Genomic DNA, 15,187 nt, shown 5'->3' on the forward strand with positions numbered 1-15,187 from the left:
ACCGAATCTTACCTTTTCATTACCCTTTTGCATTATACGCGATTGACGTTTATACTGCAAAACGGTTTTTAAGGCGAAAATGCTACATTTTGTTTGCTTATGCACCCGATTGAATATCCCTGCCAATCAAGTCCCATACTGGAAGAAAAGAGAGGAGCCCGTTCCATGACCAAGCCAAATCAAAAGACCCGCAAACGCGGGTTCCGTGTACGTAAATTGTTTAAAAACCTGTCTCTGCTCGCCGTGCTCGCCATGCTTGCTACCGCTGCAGGATTGGTCTATCTATACGCAACCAGCCTGCCCCTAGCAGACTCTGATCGGAATTCCAGATTACTGGACAGTCAGGGTGAAGTCATCGCTACCTTTTCCGCAGGTGGCAAAGACTCTGTACCCGTTCAACTGGAGGATATCGCTCCAGATCTGGTCAATGCCACTCTGGCTGTAGAGGACCGCAAATTCTATAATCACTACGGGTTCGACGTGCAAGGGATGGGACGGGCTGTGCTCGTTAACCTCGAACATATGCAGATGTCACAAGGTGCGAGTACATTGACTCAACAGCTGGCGCGTAACCTATATCTATCTCATGAGAAAACATGGACTCGCAAAGCCAAGGAAGCCATGTACACGGCGCAATTGGAGATGAAATACAGCAAGGATGAAATTTTGCAGATGTATCTGAACGAAATCTATTATGGGCATGGTGCGTACGGAATCGAAGCGGCTTCACGAATGTATTTTGGCAAATCAGCCAAACAGCTGGATCTTGCAGAGAGTGCCATGCTGGCAGGAATCCCGAAAGGACCTACCTACTATTCACCCTATAACCATATGAAGAATGCCAAAGACCGACAGAAGATTGTGCTGAATGCCATGGCTGATATCGGCAAGATCACCCAGGCCGAAGCGAATAAGGCCTATGAGAAAATGCTTTCGTTCAAACCGGAAAGTGAACGTAAAACGGTGGAAAGTGCCCCGTATTTCCGTGACTATATCCGGAATCTTGCCATCAAAGAGCTTGGTATCAGTGAAGCGATGCTGGATCATGGGGGATTGAATATCTACACCACCCTGGATCTGCGTGTACAAAAAGCAGCTGAAGACGCTATAGCGAAGGGTATGGATGCCAAAAGCGAGCTGGAGACGGCCCTCGTGTCCATCGACCCTCGTACAGGCTACATCAAAGCCATGGTAGGCGGCAAGAATTACCGTACCAATCAGATTAACCATGTTCTGGCGACATCGCGCCAGCCAGGTTCGGCGTTTAAACCGATTATGTATCTGGCAGCCCTGGAATCCAAGCAGCTCACCAGTGCATCCATATTTAACAGTGAACCTACCCTGTTTCACTATGACAATGACCGCAAAACCTATAAACCCGGCAACTTTGGAGACAAGTATCTGGGAGAGATTGATCTAAGACAAGCGATCGCCGCTTCAGACAATATCTATGCGGTGAACACCATTATGCAGATCGGTCCTGAGCAGGTTGTGAGTATGGCAAAAAACCTTGGCATTACAAGCAACCTGAGCGCCGTACCTTCTCTTGCACTAGGAACGTCACCTGTCAGCCCGCTGGAGATGGCGTCGGCCTTTTCCGTCATTGCTGCTGGTGGACAACGGACGCCACCTGTCGCCATTCTGCAAGTAACAGATGCCGCAGGACGTGTACTCTATGAATCGCCTCAAACCAAGGCTGAGACCGTCGTGGAACCTGCAGCAGCTTATGTCCTAACTCGTTTAATGGAAAGTGTCTTCGAAAATGGAGGAACGGGCAACCGCGTGTCTAAGGCGATCAAACGTCCGGTAGCGGGAAAAACGGGAACAACCAACACGGATGCCTGGTTGGTTGGGTTCACACCGGAGCTCTCTACCGCCGTATGGGTTGGGTACGACCAAGGCAAAGCCATCTCGACTTCGGATGGCCGCCGGGCGGCGCCGATCTTTGCCCAGTTCACAGAGCAGGCACTTGCGAGTGTACCACCCAAAATTTTCACCGTGCCTGATCATGTCGTAAGTGTCTATATTGACCCGCAATCCGGCAAGCTGGCAGGCAACGGTTGTGAAGAGAAACGGCTGGAAGTTTTTATTGATGGTACTGAACCGACAGAGGTATGTCACGGTACGACGGATGATTCAGATTCTGGAGAAGATGAGAAGACACGTCAGGTACAGAATCAACAAGGCATACAGGAAGAGAAACATTCTTGGTGGGGAGATTTCAAACGTTGGTGGGTAGAATGACGTAAATGGGCGATGACTTAGTTGCGTCACCTATAATTCCTGGTTATATTGAACAATTGGAAATTCACTTCGAATGAAAACTCATAATTATTCAGATCAATGAGTACGATTAATGCACAAGCAAAAGACCCCCAGCCGAACTTTCCGGTCAAGGGGCCTTTTGCTTCTTTTTGCTTTTATACTTTGTTGAATGATCTGCCTTAGGCGAGTGCTTCCTTCAATACATCTGGAGAAGCATTCCACCAGTCTTCGTTGTGTGAGATCAGCAGTGTCTTAAGTGCGGCTCGAGCTTCAGGTCCAAGCTCATCCAGCATGAAGCGACGCTTCAAGGCATAATCCATGCGATTCACATGTTCCGCCAGCAGTTTCCATCCACGTCTTGCTTCCGTATCAATCCACATCTCACATGCCGTTGCTCCACCATACAGTTGGCCTTCCTCCGTGCGATCGACAGCTACCCACACCAGCCATACCTGGCGTCCGTTGGGCACATCTTCACGATTGGTAGAGAACTTGATATTGCGTTCCACTTTGCTCTTCGCATGCATCGCACCGATATCGATTTTGGCTTCGCCATTATCAATAATGACCGGGGAAAGGTTATTCAGATCAATGGAGCCTGCACCGAAGCCTTTATGCTTGCTTTTTGCACTAACGATATTCAAGGCAATCTGTTTTTTGCCGTTTTGCTCGTTTTGGTCCATGTTTATAGCCTCCAAGGGTTGATACAAATATTTTAACTAATAATTGTCCCATTGCAAACATATACATGCTGTAGATGCTTGTCAACGGGAGGTATTTAACGATGATTCCACGACGCGCCAAGAGCTGGCTCACTGCATCCCTGGCCCTGTGTGTACTTGCCGGAGGGATATGGATCACTCTGGGTTATAATCGCTCAACTCATTCCGAATTGCCAGTACTCGCCCCAGAATCGGGCAAGCCCAAGGCAATAGCTCCAACCCCAGCACCTCCAGAAAGTGTACAGACCCCTACAGCCGAAGTGTACAGCAACCGTGTTGTGGAATATCACATGGATGTGAAGCTGGTCGAAGGAAACGTATTGGAAGGGACTCAGACGATTACCTGGACACATCCAGGCAAAAAAACCGTCAACGAGCTTTACTTTCATATGTATCCCAACGCCTTCTCTTCTGCTGACACCACCTTTATGAAGGAATCCGGCGGAAAACTTCGGGGTGATGTCATGCCAACTAATGGTTATGGCTCCATGAACATTACCGAAATGAAGACGGAGGACGGGCTCTCTCTCCTGCACCGGATGCAGTATGTGCAACCAGATGACGGAAATATCAAGGACACCACCCTCATTAAAGTACGCCTGCCCAAACCCGTTAAAGGCGGGGAAAGCATCACACTCCACACCCGATTCGAAGTGAATCTGCCAAAGATTTTTGCCCGGATGGGAACTGCTGATCATTTTGTCATGGCAGGTCAATGGTTTCCCAAATTAAGTGCCTATGAACCTGTAGGCAGGCGTGGACGAACAACGGAAGGCTGGAATCTGCACCAATACCATGGCAATTCAGAGTTTTACGCCGACTTCGGTATATATAGTGTGCGTATTCGGGTGCCTGAAACATACAAAGTGGCTGCTACCGGATTTCCAACGCAGCAAGCCGTGGTGAAGAACGGAGAAAAGGTCTATCAATTCTATGCCGATGATGTCCATGACTTCGCCTGGGCAGCTTCACCGGATTTTGTCTACGCCGAGGAGCCATTCTCCGCACCCAATGTGCCTGGTGTACGAATCAAGTTATATCTGGACCCAGCTCATCAGGATCTGAAAGAACGTTATTTCCATGCTGCGAAGGCGGCTCTAGCCAATTATAGCAAATGGTTTGGCCCATATCCTTACGCTACCTTATCCATCGTAGTTCCACCCAAAGCGGGGAACGGTGCTGGAGGTATGGAATACCCTACGCTAGTTACGGCCTTTGGAGCCGATGACACTACGCCAGGTTATGACCTGGAACGTACCGTAATCCACGAGATCGGACACCAGTACTTCTACGGCATGGTTGCCAGCAACGAATTCGAGGAAGCCTGGCTGGATGAGGGGTTCACCTCCTATGCAGAAGACAAACTGATGGAGCAGGAATATGGATTGATTCCGAATCTGCCGGTACAATCGGGACTGATTACGTCTCCTTCATCCTTAACACAAGAATCCTGGAAGTTCGATTCACAGAATGAGTATGCAGCCAATGTCTATACTCGTGGCAAACTTGTATTACTTGGTATCGAACATCAAGTCGGCACAAAAAAGATGGAACGCATTCTCTCTACCTATGTGAAGAAGTACCGTTTCAAACATCCCACTTCGGCTGATTTTCAGAAAATTGTGGAACAAGTGACCCGCACTTCCTGGTCTGATTATTTTGATCAATACGTCTATGGTAACGGGATGGCTGACTTTGCTGTAGAGAAGATTCGTGTTACGTCCGTACAGAAAGACGGTCAAACATTGTACGAGTCATCCGTGACGATCGCAAAAAAAGGGAGTGATTACAACGCCGTTCCTGTTCGCATTGCTTTTGAAGACGGGCATATCCTCACCAAACAATGGAATGGCAAAGAAGATCGCATAACCTATAAATTAACTCACACATCCCCCGTATCCTGGGCCATGACCGATCCCCTGTACACGATCGTGCTGGAGAACCGCCATATGAACAATTTCCTGAAATCCGGACTGGATGAGCGGGCGAAATCCCGCTGGAGCATGAGTGTAACCAAACTAATAGAAGCCATATTCGGAGGTCTGTCATGGTGAGGTGGAAACGGTGAAAGCGAAAATACGTGAAGGCTGGTTTCTCGTCCGTCAGCATATGTTCATTACCGCACTCTTATTTCTTTATCAACTCATTTGGGGATATTTCTTCTATCGAATGGTACAATCGGCGGTCATCCCACTGCTCCTGCGCTATCCAGATGCTGATGCCGGGGAGCTGAGTACACTTTTGTTCAAAATGGAAAGTCAACTTAACTTGTCTACCCATCCGGAGGTTCATCGTTATCTATGGATTCTAGGGGGCATGCTGCTGGTTCGCATGTTGATCAGCCCCCTCATTCAGGCAGGACTGCTCTACTCACTTCAGCACTTTAATTCTACAGAAGAGCGCATCCCCTTCCTCCGCGGAATCAAAAATCTGTGGAAACCGATGCTGCTGCTCCACACCATACGTACATTATTGATACTTCTGCCCGCCTACTGGCTCTTACCAAAGCTTTACTCGATTCTCATGGACGGATTTCATTCCCTTCAATTACTTTTGCCTGGTATACCTTATGTTGCTGCCTGGATTGTATATGGTTGGATCATCCACCATGCCATACTCTACATGCAGTTCGGTGTTTCGGCACCAGAAGGAGAAGGCGGGGCTCACGGCACCCTCAAAGCCCTCTGGATTGCACTGCGTCATCTCATCGCCGTAATCGGCATTGCACTCCTGCTGGGCGGAGTACAGCTGCTCGTCTTTGGGGCATTCACTACAGCCTCATGGTTATTAACGGGACTTACCGGACTTATACTACAACAGACGTATCCACTTGCCAGATGTCTATTGAGTCTGTGGAAAATATGCAGCCATTTCCGATTATGGCAGTCCAAAATATCCAAAGGTGAGAGCAGATAGTTTAAAAATTGTTACCATCACATGTTAAACTCATGGCCTAATATGTACTTATAAATAGGCAAACCTCAACCTTTCTCCGTCAAAGGTCGAGGTTTTTTTTGCTAAATTTGTTGCTAAACGTTGCCAAAGCCGTACTCCTCTGTTACAATAATCGCAGTGAGTTTTTAGTAACAACTTTGTAATCTTTACATTCATATTTGTAACTACTTAAAATTAAATTGTCATTTCTTGATTTCGCAGGTGCATAACTAGCATAGCCAAATTCCTGGCACCTGGGGAGCGGGGGAACCAGTTATGGGTGAATTGATCTTGCTACAGAGGGATCATAGGGGACCTTCAACCGAATCCTTAAGCTAACCTCGCAGGCATTGGAAGGGGACTATCTCTTGTTCAAGAAGAAATTAACCGCAGCTGTACTTAGCATCACATTCGCTTTATCGCTTGGTGCAGGTAGCGCATTCGCAGATTCAAAGATGGACACAGTAATTGATTCAGCAATGGGAACTACATACAAAAGTGGGGGAACAACGCTTAACGGCTTTGACTGCTCCGGATTTACACGGTATGTATTCGACAAGTTGGGTATTGATTTGGCACGCCAATCCAGTTCCCAATTCGACATGGGCGATTCCGTATCCCGCATGGAAATGAGAGCTGGCGATCTGGTGTTCTTTAATACAACAGGTAAAGGCGTATCACATGTAGGAATCTTTGTAGGGGATGGAAAGTTCGCACACTCCTCTTCTTCCAAAGGCGTTACGATCAGTGCATTGAGTGAAAGCTATTGGGCCAATCGTTATGTTGGCGCGAAACGGATTATGAGCACGGACGCATATGAATCACTGGCCCTTGACTAGGGACAAGCTGAGCAACATGATGCTGTAACCATTAACCATACTGGAACGAAGCAAGAAGCATAACAGAACCGCCCGGTACATTCTCCGCAGGAATGTATCCGGCGGTTTTTTTGTGCTTCAATCCTGATTCATGTTGCAAGTTATAATCGGGGCATATCCTGCGACATCAACAGGTTCGTTTTGCGTTCGTTCGTCCGTGCCCTTATGATGTTTTTACCCATCCTGTTATAATATAAACGGAATTACCGGAACTTTTGTTTCATATTTTTTCTGGTAAGGGATACTTGCTAAATGAATATCTCTTTTGTAGAGTGGACAAAGAGTTCTGTTTCAAGGAAAGGAGCATGCAGGTGTATGAAGGAAACCCCTGTGACGTTTCACGTTGTACCCATGCGAGAAGAACATGCGGAGCTTATCTGCAGTTGGCAGTATGACCCGCCTTACAATATCTACAGCTGGCTCCCCTGGGAGCAGATGAAAGCTCTGGAAGTAGAATTCGGAGATGCACAGCTGCGGCAGGAGCAATATGCGATTGTCCTGGATCAGAACAATCGTATATGTGGGTTTGCTCAATATTTTCCACTTCAAGGGGTAACCCGGATTGGCCTCGGCATGCATCCAGAGCTGTGTGGTCAGGGTAAAGGGACAGCTTTTGTCACTGCCATTGTACAGGAAGCCATTCGCCGAAATCCCACGAACGAGATTGATCTGGAAGTGCTCACTTGGAATGCTCGTGCCATTCAAGTCTATCTGAAGAGTGGATTTGTCACCCAGGATACATACGAACGACAGACCCCAAGCGGCTTGAAGCCCTTTCACTGTATGGTTTATGAAGGGCCTCGCGGTTAGAATCCATTGCAAAACAGCCAAATTTACCCCTTGTTATGTGATTAGTTCAAAAAATTCCCACAAAATGCTATGATGTCAGTACAGGTTCCGTTATAATGATATGGATAGTTTCAGGTTAGATGATCTTTCATTCTGGAGGGGACATAAGGGATGCACAAATGGATCATGAGCGGAGTATTTTTTGCAGCATGCGCTTTAGCTATTGTTTTAATGTTTACGCTTCCAGGGAAAGAAGAAGTGGCTGAAGAAGCCAAGCCAACCATGCCGGAAGTAACATTGGATGCCGGACAGGCTGAAGCACTGGTCAAAGCCAATTGTATCTCCTGTCACGGGGATCAGCTTCAAGGTGGCGTAGGACCTGCTCTGGCCAACATCGGCAGCCAGGATGATCTGGAGAAGATCTATTCTACGATTGTCAAAGGTAAAGGTGGTGGTATGCCTGCCTTCAAGGGCAAACTGCAGGATGAAGAGATTGCAAATATCGCCATGTGGCTGTCAGAGAAGAAATAATCTCTGCACGCACATAACGAAGAGGCCCTTAATCCCCTTTTGGGAGGATAAGAGCCTCTTTGTTATATCAATTATTATGCCTCTGGCGCATGCTCAGCCAGAAAGGCCTCAACTTCACGTGCGGACGGCATCCCGGACTGGGCGCCGAGCTTCGTCACGGATAACGCGGCCGCACCCATGGCGAAGCCTACGGCCGCGTCCAAAGTCTCACCGCGCGCGAGGGCTACTGCCAGCGCGCCGTTGAAGCAATCGCCAGCGCCGGTCGTATCGACGGCGCTTACGGCGTAGCCGGGCGCACGGCATGCGCCGGCACGCCCTGCTTGTACGCGGCCACCAGGCGCCGCCGCGTACACAACCCCCTCGGGGCCGAGCGTCGTGACGACAGCGGCCCCGAGGGATGCGGCGAGCTCTGCGACCGCCGCATCCAGGTCTTCCGGCCGGAGATGATCCCGGCCGGTAAGCACGGCAAGCTCACTGCGGTTCGGCGTGACAACGTCGACGCACCGCAGGAGCTCCTGGGGCAGACCCGGCACCGCGGGAGCCGGGTTGAGCACCACCAGTGCGCTGCCTTCAGCCGCCAGTTGGGCGGCGCGGGTAACCGCTGGCAGCGGGATCTCCAGCTGCAGCAGCACCGTTGCGGCTGCAGTCAGGCTTTTTACCGTATCCGCCTCTTCCAGCATCTCAGGCACCACTTGCCCATTCGCACCAGAAATAACGATAATCCGGTTGTCTCCCCGAGAGATCCAGATGGAAGCCGTCCCTGTAACCGTGTCTTCCAATATGCGAACCTGCGAGGCATCTGCACCACTTTCCGTCAGACTGTGCAGCAGACGTTCGCCAAAACTGTCCGATCCCACCGCACCAATCATCGTAGTCTGTCCACCCAGACGCGCAGCGGCAACAGCCTGGTTCGCCCCTTTGCCACCAGCGAGATAATGCAGCTCCTCACCGCTCACCGTCTCTCCCTCTTCCGGAATCGTGTCTGTCTTCACCACAAGATCCATATTGAGACTGCCTACGACAGCAATAAGAGGTTGCTTCTGATTATAGTCTGACATGTATGGTTCACTCACTTCTGGCCGCGCGATAATAACCGACCTCGTTATTCCGACCTCATTTTGTCATAAGCTTCGTTATATTGCCCTGCTTCCTTGATATCTACAGATGTGATGCCACCCGCATCCCATGACGTGAGACGCAGCGTAACCGTTGTATAATCAATCGTAATAAAAGGATGATGATTGAAGGCTTCCGAGATCGCAGCGACCTCATCCACAAATGCAATCCCTTTCATGTAGTTGGAGAACACGAATTTACGTACAATCCACCGTCCCTCTTCCAGTTCCCAGCCTTCCAGCCTTCCCAGATGAGCTTCGACTTCCTCTTGCGAAAAAACCATGCGTTATCTCCCCCCCCCATAGGATGGTACATTACAGACATGCGTCCGTATAACCACCGACACCTTCGGCGCGATCAACAGCAACCTCAAAGGCCAGGCTCACCGCCATGCGGCTGGCCCATTTCACGACTAACATCTTACCACGGACAAGCTTCAAAATCCAATCAACTACATGGCATAGAACCACTAACCATAAGGCTTTGAGGGCAATTCCAGTTCCATCCATACCCCTGAAAATGCATATAAACACACTAAACTAAAGGTACAAACGTCAACTCTTCTTCCCCGATCAAAATATGAATGCGATGCTGTTCCTTATCATGGATGACCACGCCACTTCCAACCGGGATGACAGACTCTTCACCCAGCGCATAGAACAAATCCTCAGCCAACGCCTCATCCACTTCAAGTTGGTCAGATGCAGCCAGTCTCTCCCACTCTTCCGCGTTCATTTCAAAGAAAACATACCGATCCGGTATGCGTCCGATTGCCGTTGTCAGATCTGTCAAAATTCCTTCATAATCCCGTCCATGCTTTACGCCCATTGGCTTTTCACTCCTATTCGGCCCCTAAGGAGCGGATTTGATCTTATTATACCTGAAAATAGCCCTTAAAAAAAAAGGCCTTCTGGTCGATAAATACATATATGACCGTTTTAACTGTTTTAGCAACCGTAAGGAATGCCTAACATTGAACGGATTGCGGCCAAAAATTCGTCCGGAAGCCCGAATACAGCCGCTTGAAAGGATTCAATTTTATCTCATGGATGAGGTGTATGATGAACATTTCAACGATTATTGGACTCGTTTTTGGACTGGTCTCCCTTGTACTCGGTATGTTCCTGAAGGGTGCGCCCTTAATCAACCTGGTTAACAATCCGGCAGCCTACGTTATTATCTTTGTTGGTACTGCAGGAACTATCTTTATCGCATTCCCTATGTCTGAAGTTAAGAAAATCCCTAAGCTTTTCGGGATTATTTTCAAAAATCAAGTACTTATTGATCGAGTGTCTCTGATCGGCACGTTTATGGATTGGGCTTCCACTACCCGTCGTGAAGGTTTGCTTGCACTGGAATCAAAAGTAGAAGAGATCGACGATCAGTTCCTTCGTGGCGGTATGCGTATGATTATCGACGGCAACGATCAGGAATTTGTAAGTGATGTACTGATGGAAGACATTCATGCTACAGAGGAGCGCCACCGTGGCGGTGCCTTGATCTTCGCTCAGGCGGGGATGTACGCACCAACGCTCGGGGTTCTCGGGGCCGTTGTAGGTCTCATCGCAGCACTTGCCGATCTCAGTGACATGGAGAAACTCTCCCATGCGATTGCGGCAGCATTTATCGCAACACTCCTTGGTATATTTAGTGGTTACGTGTTATGGCACCCGATGTCTAACAAGCTGAAGCGGATGTCCAAGCAAGAAATGGAGATCAAGCTGATGATGGTTGAAGGATTGTTATCCATACAGTCTGGTGTATCCACCATTGCCATCAACCAAAAGTTATCCGTATTCCTGACACCTTCCGAACGTAAACAACTGGAAGAGAAGGAGGGATCATCAGGTGAAAAAGGCTAAAAAGCACGAACCACATGAAGAACATATAGACGAGAGCTGGTTGCTTCCCTATTCTGACTTGATGACCTTGTTGCTTGCCCTGTTTATCACGTTGTTCTCCATGAGTTCACTCGATGCAGCCAAGTTCGAGCAGATGGCTTCCGCACTAAGCAGTGCATTGAATGGAGGCTCCGGTGTTCTGGATCATACGTCCATGAATCCGGATACGCCAGGTGCCGATCTGGGTAAGAACAAACAGGAACCTACAGAAATCACCAAGAAAACACCAGCTCAAATTACGGATGCACAGATGGCTCAAAAAGAGCAGGAAGATCTGGAGAAGCTTAAGAAACGGCTTGACCAGTATATCTCGAAGAACGGACTTTCAGACCAGCTGAACACCAAGCTGAATCAATCTGAATTAAAGATCACCATCAGTGATAACGCCCTGTTCTCCTCAGGCCGAGCAGATGTGAAGCCTGAATCACGATCCCTGGCCAAAGCAATCTCAAGCATGCTACAGGAGTTCCCTGAATATGAAGTGGTTGTATCCGGTCATACCGATAATATTCCCATTTCGAACAACCAATATAAGGATAACTGGGATCTGAGTGCAGATCGTGCGCTCAACTTCCTGAAAATCCTGTTGCTGAACTCGCAATTGGACCCTTCCAAATTCACACCAAGTGGTTATGGAGAGTATCACCCGATTGCCAGCAATGACACCAATACCGGACGGGCACAGAATCGCCGTGTGGAGGTATCTATCATTCGGAAGTATCAAAGTAACAATACAAATGTAAAAGCCGTTGGCGAAGGAAACTAGAGGCCTGCAGCGATTCATTAACCAAAGACCGTTCTCCAGGTACAAGGAGAACGGTCTTTGGGGTTTATATAAGGCTTATGCTTGGTTTATCTACATATTTCCGTACTATTCGGTATTATTGACCAGCCTTCATTAACTCTGCACCAAAAAGCCCTGCGCTCCTTTTCGGAAAGCAGGGCTTCAATCAGTTAATTAGCCAAAGTCGAATCAACTATTCCAGTGAATAGTCCAACAGACCGCCCAGCTCCGCTTTTTCAGCAGCGGTAAGCTCTCTCCAAGAACCTGTTGCCATTTCTCCAAGATGAATGTTCATGATTCGAATCCGCTTCAACTTACGAACCTCGTAGCCAAAGGCACTACACATCCGCCGAATCTGACGGTTCTTTCCTTCAGTCAGGATGATACGGAATACTCGATCCGTTATCCGGGTCACTGTACAAGGCAGGGTCATTTCACCCAGGATCTTCACCCCGGTGCTCATACCTCTAAGGAAACTCGGGGTTACAGATCGATCAACAGTAACGATATACTCTTTCTCATGGCGACCTTCTGCTCTAAGAATCCGGTTAACGATATCTCCGTCATTAGTCATCAGGATCAAACCTTCCGAGTCCTTATCCAAGCGCCCAATTGGAAAGATACGTTCATCGTGTCCGACAAAATCAACGATATTCCCCTGAATATGTTGCTCAGTTGTACTTGTGATTCCAATCGGTTTATTCAGCGCAATATATACGTGTTTTCTCTTTTCCTTGATCGGTTTGCCATTAATTCGTACATCGTCGCCTTCTTCTGCCTGACTGCCCAGTTCAGCCTTAACTCCATTAATGGTTACCTGACCACTATCCACCAACTTGTCGGCTTCACGCCGGGAGCAGTAACCTGTTTCACTAATAAATTTATTAATACGCAAAAGGTAATCTCACCTCATCTATTTCTCTTCATCTGTAATTGGTTCATCCGTTACCTGATCTACCTCAATGACTTCCGGTTGTTGCTCGGATGCAGGCAGTTCAATGATAACCGTTGTTCCCTTGTTCATGACGCTTTTAATATCCATCATGCCCTTATGTGATTGAATAATGCGCTGACTGACCATCAGGCCAAGCCCTGTCCCAGACTCTTTATTCGTAAAGAAAGGCTCCCCAAGCTTGGGCATCATCTCTTCCGGTATACCGATCCCTTCATCCCTGATCTCAATTCTGACGCGTTTCGACTGCTCGTCATGCTTGAGCTTGATATGGATGCTTCCTCCATTTGGCATGGCCTCCATACCGTTCTTCAGCAAATTGATGAATACCTGCTTCAACTGGTTCTCTTCACAGTGTACCATAGCCGAATCGGATGAGGCACGCAGTACAAATTCTACACCATGCAGATGCGCCTGACTATCCAGTAACGAGATGACATCGCCAAGAATAAAACGAATATCCCGATTCTGAAAATGAACCGCCTGCGGTTTGGCCAGAATCAGAAATTCACCAACAATAAGGTTGATGCGATCCAGCTCCGATAACATCAGATCCAGATGACGATGATTCAGCTTGTTGCTCTCTTGCTGTAACTGTAGGAATCCGCGCAGCGTGGTCAGTGGATTACGAATCTCATGTGCCACACCTGCTGCAAGCTGGCCCACGGTTGTTAGCTTCTCAGAACGTCTGAGTAGCTCTTCCATCCGATTACGACTTGTAATGTCCCTGGAGACGCTAATCAGCGCGGTAATCTCACCAGCCTCGTCTCGAACCGGAGCCGTACTGACACTGACCTCTACTCGGGTCCCGTCTTTCTTCATCCAGGTGGTTTCGTTGGACGTAATGGACATCCCCTCAACGAGTTGGGCATGCTGACGTTTCATTTCTTCTTCTGCCTCTGGCGGGATGATCTTCAGATTACGACCTTCCACCTCACGACTTCGAAAGCCATATAATTGTTCAAATGCCCGGTTAACCCGCAGCACTTTTCCTTCAAGATCCGTAATGTGAATGGCATCCGCTGTCTGATTGATAATGGATTCCAGATGCTCTTTCACCGCCCGATTCTCTTCATACATCTGTTTCAGACGACTCGTATAATGGCCCAGATTACGAATCATGGCATTAATACGATTGGCCAGTTGACCAAGTTCATCCTTCCTCCGTACTTTCAGACGGAAATCAAAGTGCCCATCCGCTACATCATTCACTTTGCCCAGTATGGATTGGATCGGACGCGTAATATACCCTGCGAGCAAATAGCTGCCAAAGATCACGATCTCCAGCAAAACCAACGATATGGAGGCATGGCTCACCAACTGCTCAGAAACCATGGAGGATATTTGCTTATAGTCCATGACAATACTGATCACATAGGAAGACTGATTGGGTGTAAAAATGGGAATAAAACTCTTCAGTACCTTCTGTTCGTGCGTTTCACTGACAAAAGATACATTTTGCCCTGTTCGAATGGCGCGCACCACAGCACGATGATCCTCATCCGTAGAACCATACTGGTATGTACCAAAACGAATCGGTCTGTTATTCAACTTGCTAAAGTTCGAATCTCTTCCGTCATCACCCATGTTCGGGCTGCCAAAAGTCAACGGATTGATGCCTGTAATCTCCAGAATGGAGGGATTGACCTCACGAATTTTGTTCAAAATCTCATCCGGACTAGAGATTTTCACATAGTCATCAACTTCCGTATTATTATAGAAGGGATTGATTATGTAGTTTCTCTTTCCATCATGGTAGTAACCCCAGATATCAATATCCGAAGGACTGGATGTAGAATATTCGAATCCATCTGACCAGAAATGCTCCAACTTCTGCCCTTGGGGAATCGTCACCTGTTGTTTTTCAAACAACTGCTTAAAGGCCTGATACCAGTAGGTCATGGATTTGGTGGACAGCCCGATTTCTCTCGGATCTGAGGAGCGGCTAACCACAATATCATCATCCGTCTGCTCCATTAACGAGATATGCGAAACGCCGACCTTTTGGCTCAAGCGTACAAGTTCTTCATTTGTGATATTATTAATATCCGGGTCCAATTCTTCCGCTGCCATGACAGCAGCAAGCCACAGATTGTTTCCAATCTGCCGTTTTACATAATCCGAACTGTATTGATTCTGTTCGACAGCAATTGCAATCTGCTTTGCAGTGAGCACCATCTTGGTTTCACTGTCCTGCCTTAGATTCTCTTCTGTAGTATAATAACTCAGTGCGATATTCAACACTAAAATAACGAGCACTGAGCACGACATAATCATGGATAATTTCGTTTTAATAGACAAGTTTTTTTGTTCAC

Annotated in this window: 15 protein-coding genes and 1 riboswitch; of the genes, 8 read left to right on the plus strand and 7 right to left on the minus strand. The window is 47.9% G+C overall.

Translation table 11 applies throughout. From position 1 onward, the window contains the following. The first annotated feature begins 165 nt into the window (after nt 1-165). Complete coding sequence (locus J7E78_RS25120) at nt 166-2,244, plus strand: transglycosylase domain-containing protein (protein WP_215079021.1); 2,079 nt, start codon at nt 166-168, stop codon at nt 2,242-2,244. A 200-nt stretch (nt 2,245-2,444) separates the two neighbouring features. Here the strand turns inward: J7E78_RS25120 and J7E78_RS25125 are convergent, their stop codons facing one another. Beyond that, nucleotides 2,445-2,948, minus strand: coding sequence for a YwhD family protein (locus J7E78_RS25125; protein ID WP_091039209.1), 504 nt, complete (start codon nt 2,946-2,948; stop codon nt 2,445-2,447). A 101-nt stretch (nt 2,949-3,049) separates the two neighbouring features. Here J7E78_RS25125 and J7E78_RS25130 point away from each other — a divergent pair, with 101 nt between their 5' ends. From J7E78_RS25130 to J7E78_RS25150, 5 genes are all read left to right on the plus strand, one after another. After that, complete coding sequence (locus J7E78_RS25130) at nt 3,050-5,041, plus strand: M1 family metallopeptidase (RefSeq protein WP_215079022.1); 1,992 nt, start codon at nt 3,050-3,052, stop codon at nt 5,039-5,041. A 10-nt stretch (nt 5,042-5,051) separates the two neighbouring features. Then, a complete protein-coding gene (locus J7E78_RS25135) occupies nt 5,052-5,903 on the plus strand; it encodes a hypothetical protein (protein ID WP_215079024.1) in 852 nt (283 codons plus the stop codon). 245 nt (nt 5,904-6,148) lie between these two features. Further along, a riboswitch (cyclic di-AMP (ydaO/yuaA leader) is annotated at nt 6,149-6,286 on the plus strand. A 3-nt stretch (nt 6,287-6,289) separates the two neighbouring features. Continuing rightward, nucleotides 6,290-6,760: a C40 family peptidase gene (locus tag J7E78_RS25140; RefSeq protein ID WP_091039214.1), complete on the plus strand. Its 471-nt coding sequence runs from the start codon at nt 6,290-6,292 to the stop codon at nt 6,758-6,760. A 354-nt stretch (nt 6,761-7,114) separates the two neighbouring features. Further along, nucleotides 7,115-7,609 (plus strand): GNAT family N-acetyltransferase, encoded by a 495-nt coding sequence (locus J7E78_RS25145; protein ID WP_215079026.1) that lies wholly within the window; start codon nt 7,115-7,117, stop codon nt 7,607-7,609. Nucleotides 7,610-7,759: 150 nt separating this feature from the next. Then, the gene (locus J7E78_RS25150) at nt 7,760-8,119 is read left to right on the plus strand and encodes a c-type cytochrome (RefSeq protein WP_215079029.1); all 360 of its coding nucleotides are present in this window, start codon (nt 7,760-7,762) and stop codon (nt 8,117-8,119) included. A gap of 74 nt (nt 8,120-8,193) precedes the next feature. On the opposite strand, the gene rbsK is transcribed toward J7E78_RS25150, so the two are convergent. The 4 genes from rbsK to J7E78_RS25170 are packed head-to-tail and all read right to left on the minus strand — an operon-like array spanning nt 8,194 to nt 10,063. Then, nucleotides 8,194-9,177, minus strand: coding sequence for a ribokinase (gene rbsK / locus J7E78_RS25155; protein WP_215079031.1), 984 nt, complete (start codon nt 9,175-9,177; stop codon nt 8,194-8,196). Nucleotides 9,178-9,221: 44 nt separating this feature from the next. Next, nucleotides 9,222-9,518 (minus strand): 4a-hydroxytetrahydrobiopterin dehydratase, encoded by a 297-nt coding sequence (locus tag J7E78_RS25160; RefSeq protein WP_062838136.1) that lies wholly within the window; start codon nt 9,516-9,518, stop codon nt 9,222-9,224. Nucleotides 9,519-9,549: 31 nt separating this feature from the next. Further along, complete coding sequence (locus J7E78_RS25165; RefSeq protein WP_215079033.1) at nt 9,550-9,744, minus strand: hypothetical protein; 195 nt, start codon at nt 9,742-9,744, stop codon at nt 9,550-9,552. A 25-nt stretch (nt 9,745-9,769) separates the two neighbouring features. Further along, nucleotides 9,770-10,063, minus strand: a complete 294-nt coding sequence (locus J7E78_RS25170) for a hypothetical protein (protein WP_215079035.1) — start codon at nt 10,061-10,063, stop codon at nt 9,770-9,772. Between the two features lie 233 nt (nt 10,064-10,296). Between J7E78_RS25170 and motA the strand changes: the two genes are divergently transcribed. Beyond that, a complete protein-coding gene (gene motA / locus J7E78_RS25175; RefSeq protein WP_017691317.1) occupies nt 10,297-11,097 on the plus strand; it encodes a flagellar motor stator protein MotA in 801 nt (266 codons plus the stop codon). Then, nucleotides 11,084-11,902, plus strand: coding sequence for a flagellar motor protein MotB (gene motB / locus J7E78_RS25180; protein WP_124118854.1), 819 nt, complete (start codon nt 11,084-11,086; stop codon nt 11,900-11,902). Before motA ends, motB begins: the two co-directional genes overlap by 14 nt. A 211-nt stretch (nt 11,903-12,113) precedes the next feature. On the opposite strand, the gene rluF is transcribed toward motB, so the two are convergent. Together rluF and J7E78_RS25190 are read right to left on the minus strand one after the other, a co-directional pair. Then, nucleotides 12,114-12,815 carry a 23S rRNA pseudouridine(2604) synthase RluF gene (gene rluF / locus J7E78_RS25185; protein ID WP_215079037.1) on the minus strand — a complete coding sequence of 234 codons (702 nt, stop codon included), beginning with the start codon at nt 12,813-12,815 and terminating at the stop codon, nt 12,114-12,116. A gap of 18 nt (nt 12,816-12,833) precedes the next feature. Beyond that, complete coding sequence (locus tag J7E78_RS25190) at nt 12,834-15,173, minus strand: ATP-binding protein (RefSeq protein ID WP_215079039.1); 2,340 nt, start codon at nt 15,171-15,173, stop codon at nt 12,834-12,836. Nucleotides 15,174-15,187 lie beyond the last annotated feature (14 nt).

This window comes from Paenibacillus polymyxa (assembly GCF_018614975.1).
Lineage (GTDB): Bacteria > Bacillota > Bacilli > Paenibacillales > Paenibacillaceae > Paenibacillus > Paenibacillus polymyxa_E.

Bases quoted from the DNA above. Each gene is read 5' to 3' on its own strand.
- J7E78_RS25120 (WP_215079021.1), top strand. From the start codon at position 166: ATGACCAAGCCAAATCAAAAGACCCGCAAACGCGGGTTCCGTGTACGT.
- J7E78_RS25125 (WP_091039209.1), bottom strand. From the start codon at position 2,948: ATGGACCAAAACGAGCAAAACGGCAAAAAACAGATTGCCTTGAATATC.
- J7E78_RS25130 (WP_215079022.1), top strand. From the start codon at position 3,050: ATGATTCCACGACGCGCCAAGAGCTGGCTCACTGCATCCCTGGCCCTG.
- J7E78_RS25145 (WP_215079026.1), top strand. From the start codon at position 7,115: ATGAAGGAAACCCCTGTGACGTTTCACGTTGTACCCATGCGAGAAGAA.
- J7E78_RS25150 (WP_215079029.1), top strand. From the start codon at position 7,760: ATGCACAAATGGATCATGAGCGGAGTATTTTTTGCAGCATGCGCTTTA.
- rbsK (WP_215079031.1), bottom strand. From the start codon at position 9,177: ATGTCAGACTATAATCAGAAGCAACCTCTTATTGCTGTCGTAGGCAGT.
- J7E78_RS25160 (WP_062838136.1), bottom strand. From the start codon at position 9,518: ATGGTTTTTTCGCAAGAGGAAGTCGAAGCTCATCTGGGAAGGCTGGAA.
- J7E78_RS25165 (WP_215079033.1), bottom strand. From the start codon at position 9,744: ATGGATGGAACTGGAATTGCCCTCAAAGCCTTATGGTTAGTGGTTCTA.
- J7E78_RS25170 (WP_215079035.1), bottom strand. From the start codon at position 10,063: ATGGGCGTAAAGCATGGACGGGATTATGAAGGAATTTTGACAGATCTG.
- motA (WP_017691317.1), top strand. From the start codon at position 10,297: ATGAACATTTCAACGATTATTGGACTCGTTTTTGGACTGGTCTCCCTT.